Genomic DNA, 3,699 nt, shown 5'->3' on the forward strand with positions numbered 1-3,699 from the left:
CTATGAGGAAATTTTTAGCATTTATAACGCAAGTCTTGAAGATCATCCTGCTGGTGATATTGTATATAAAAACTTATATCATAGAAAACATGGTTTTGCAACACCAGAACAGCTTGTTGTCAGTAGAACAGATTTTGGTGAGACATTTTACTTTGATTATACTCAGTTTCAGGATGGTGAATGTCCGCTCTATCTTAAATTTCCACCTAGAGATCCACGATATTATGCAAGCAATTTTTATGAATTTCTCTGTAAAAGAATTACAGCTCGTATAGAATGATGTCCTTCGTATGGCAGTTTTTCTTATCAAAAGAAAAACATTATTATCTGTGGGAATGAGTTGTGATCTATAATGAATAATCACTTCTGGGGGGATCAGCGATGAAAATCTATACCTTAGATGATGTCAGAGAATTAGTTGATAAATATAATGATATTATCAATTTTGGGGCTGAAGACGATGAAGACAATGAAACTGATGATCTACTGATTAAAAAAGCTGAGAAAGCTCTCGGTCTACAATTCACATCTTCTTATAAAGTTTTTTTAAAGAAATATGGAGGAGGAGAAATTGGTGGTGAGGAAATATGTAGCGTTTATGATACAGATTTTGAGATTGTTCGTAGTGATGATATTGTTTACAAAAACTTAAACTACAGAAAAAAAGGTTTTGCAACGCCAGAACAGCTTGTTGTGAGTAGAACAGATTTTGGTGAGACATTTTACTTTGATTATACTCAGTTTCGGGATGGAGAATGTCCGCTCTATCTTAAATTTCCACCTAAAGATCCACAATATTATGCAAGCAATTTTTATGAATTTCTCTGTAAAAGAATTAAGGACCATGCAGGGGAGTATTCATGAAAACCTATACCTTAAATGATGTCATAGAATTAGTTGATAAATATGAAGGTGATATTGTCAGTTTTGGAACTGAAGAGATTGCTGTTGATGATTTCGTGATTGAAAAAGCTGAGAAAGCTCTCGGTTTGCAGTTTACAACGTCTTACAAAGCTTTGGTGTAAAAAATTATGGAGAGAGAGGTAAAGAGTTTTTGCTTTCGGCTGATTTCACCACCGCTGCTTACTATCTTGCTAGGGAATATTCTAGAGGTGAAAAATCACAGCGTAAATATGGAGATGTGCTGTTTTACGCGAAGGAGGACTTTAATGTTAAAGCTCCAGATCTTTTCGAAAGCCATATCACAACCGCTTTAAACAAAGTGATTGCATGGGCGCAAGCACAGGATATTGAAAAAAAGTTGTGCGAGAAAGCTATTAATCATTCTGCCGTTGCACAAGCATTACTTGGTGATATGGAGGCTTTAAGGAGTGATAGATCTACCCCAAAACTATCTGTGCCAGAATTTGCTAACTATAAAACAATGACATCGGATGATCGCCTGCTTTTTTTGCACAGGCCTATAAAAATGGGGAATTAGACGATATTCTAACGCGCAAGAAGCCGAAACAGCGCTCAATAAGCCTCACAGCAGCAATGCGCGTTCTCAAAACACAAGGGTGGTTTGCAACGGAGCCTGGGAAAATGTGGTTGGTATTGCCGGATCGTTTTATTCAATTTGATTTTGGTTTTATACGTCTTCATGATAATTACAATGTCCGTATTGAAGCTGAAATATCTAATGAAATGATTTCTGTTGTATTCATTATAGTGAGGAATATTGGTGTGTTTCTCCTACTGGGCTTTATGATTCTTTTAATACGATTGGGGGGGATTTTTAGTGGTTTTGGTAAAGGCATTGATATTTGTGTAGAGACATTAGATGAGCAAGAGCTTATCAAAATCTCTGAGCGGATAATGCAGTGGGCACGTGCCCAGGATTTACAAGCATCAATAGAAAGCAGAACACTTATCCAAAAATATAGTTACAATATAGATATAGTCTGGCATTTGGCTTGTTTAGCATTGACAGGTCAAATTGATGTCCTGAAATCTTATCAAAACTTTTTAGAAGAAGGTACGATTTCTGAGATTTTGGATGACAGAGAAGTAGAGAGATATATTAACCAGGCCGTTCAATTTGCTGAAGAATACCTGAAAATCCTTAATGAGCGAAAAGCCATAGATGATCGTCTTAGTTTGCAAGATTTGTCTTTTCTTAATATAGTTTCTGAAAACTTAAAAAGGATAGGGTGGACAGTTTATCGCGATAAGGACTATGATCGCAATGCTTATTTTATAAAGAAAGATCTTATCATTAATATAGTGTACGACCTTGATAAAAAAGGAGAGACACCACTTGTTACCTTCAAGGTTTTTCTTTCAACACTTGGTTTTTCTACAGCTTATCGATCTATTTTCATCGATACTCCCCAATATACCGTTCTTAAAGAATCAGAAGCAGTTTATGCAGTTTTTAGTACTGAATTGGATGAAGGAAAATTGCAGCAGATCAGTGCGGATGTTCTTGAATGGGCTGATCAGCAAGATGTGAATCAAATCATCTATGATTATGCAGCTTTGTCCCCAGACAGTGAATATGATTTTGCGAAGTTGCACCTTATTGCACTTATTCTTATTGGGGATGTTGAAAAACTCAAATTTTATAAGGAAAGTTTGAAGGATAAAAACTTTTCAAATTTGATAAGGGAAAACATAGCACATATTATTGATAACGTCCTTACTCTTGCACGGCGTTATCGGACTGGTTTTCCCAAAAACGCTCCGATTTTATCCCTTGATCCACAAACTACACCTCTTGTCTCCAAGATAGCATCTGTTACTAATGAATGAGGAGGTGGATGAAGTGGATAATAATGATGATCGTCTTACCATGGAGAGTACGATGATAGATATCCTTTTTTCATCAAAAACTTCTTACCATGGTAAACGTTAACATATGAATCTAATGGCTGAATCTGAGCAATAAAAAACTATAATTTATTTATTGACAATTATAACCAAAACGTGCATTTACTGTGACCATAATGTGTATTTGCCTTAATTTCATAGCAAACGCATTTGTAAATTTATTTTTTATTGGGAATTTATTTCATGAAACGTATTATTTTAGCTGCGGCTTTGTTTTCTATCTTTTCTTCAGTATTATCTCCAATAACGGCTAGTGCACTGCCGGTGGGGAATGGCTGGGGGACAAGTACAGATGCTATAGTGGAAAAACTTGTAAAGCAAGGTAATAATATTGGAGAGAGGGAGAAAAAACTTCTTTCAGAAATTATTATTCCTGAGAGAATAGACCTCTTTAGAAATAGAGAAGACAGATTTCTAGTTGGAGCATTTTCCTATCCCTTTCTTCGTATATTGGGGTTAGGGAGTGGTTGTAATCTGTTTAACCCGCATGAAAAGGATCCTTCTTTCATACTTTTATCATGTTCTATTAATGGAAAGTAGTAAAGAGAGATAGAAGCTCTTGATAAAGAAAGCATCTCGTGTTGGACGAGATGCTTAGCCTCGTAGAATTTACGAATAGGTGTGGCAATATCAGCGCGTGAACTTTTTGTTTTTGCCTATAGCCTACCTATAACGGCATGTCGTCAACAACGGTTATAGCGTTTTCTAATTCGGCTGAGAAACTGTTACCACAGTATAATATAGCTTACATAAAGAGCAACCGGCATAATAATAAAGTAAGGGATGCCCGTCATTTCCATTAGAAATGCCTAAACTAGGCGACCTATCATCATGAGCAGGGCAACGGGCTAATCCATAAGCCCCATA

At 36.1% G+C, this 3,699-nt stretch carries 2 protein-coding genes and 3 pseudogenes; all 5 read left to right on the forward strand.

Annotated elements, in window-relative coordinates; all coding sequences use genetic code 11:
- Positions 1–280 (forward strand): annotated as a pseudogene (locus tag NPX99_RS08370) (SMI1/KNR4 family protein); the annotation flags it as partial.
- Positions 281–381: 101 nt separating this feature from the next.
- A complete protein-coding gene (locus NPX99_RS08375; protein ID WP_269031382.1) occupies positions 382–864 on the forward strand; it encodes an SMI1/KNR4 family protein in 483 nt (160 codons plus the stop codon).
- A pseudogene (locus tag NPX99_RS08380) lies at positions 861–1,022 on the forward strand (SMI1/KNR4 family protein); the annotation flags it as partial. The gene NPX99_RS08375 and the pseudogene NPX99_RS08380, both read left to right, overlap by 4 nt.
- Positions 1,013–2,857, forward strand: a pseudogene (locus NPX99_RS08385) (DUF6990 domain-containing protein); the annotation flags it as partial. The pseudogenes NPX99_RS08380 and NPX99_RS08385, both read left to right, overlap by 10 nt.
- Positions 2,858–3,015: 158 nt before the next feature.
- On the forward strand, positions 3,016–3,372 hold the full coding sequence (locus NPX99_RS08390; RefSeq protein WP_269031383.1) for a hypothetical protein: 357 nt from the start codon (positions 3,016–3,018) through the stop codon (positions 3,370–3,372).
- Positions 3,373–3,699: the final 327 nt, after the last annotated feature.

The organism is Bartonella sp. 220B (genome assembly GCF_026930205.1).
Classification (GTDB): Bacteria; Pseudomonadota; Alphaproteobacteria; order Rhizobiales; family Rhizobiaceae; genus Bartonella.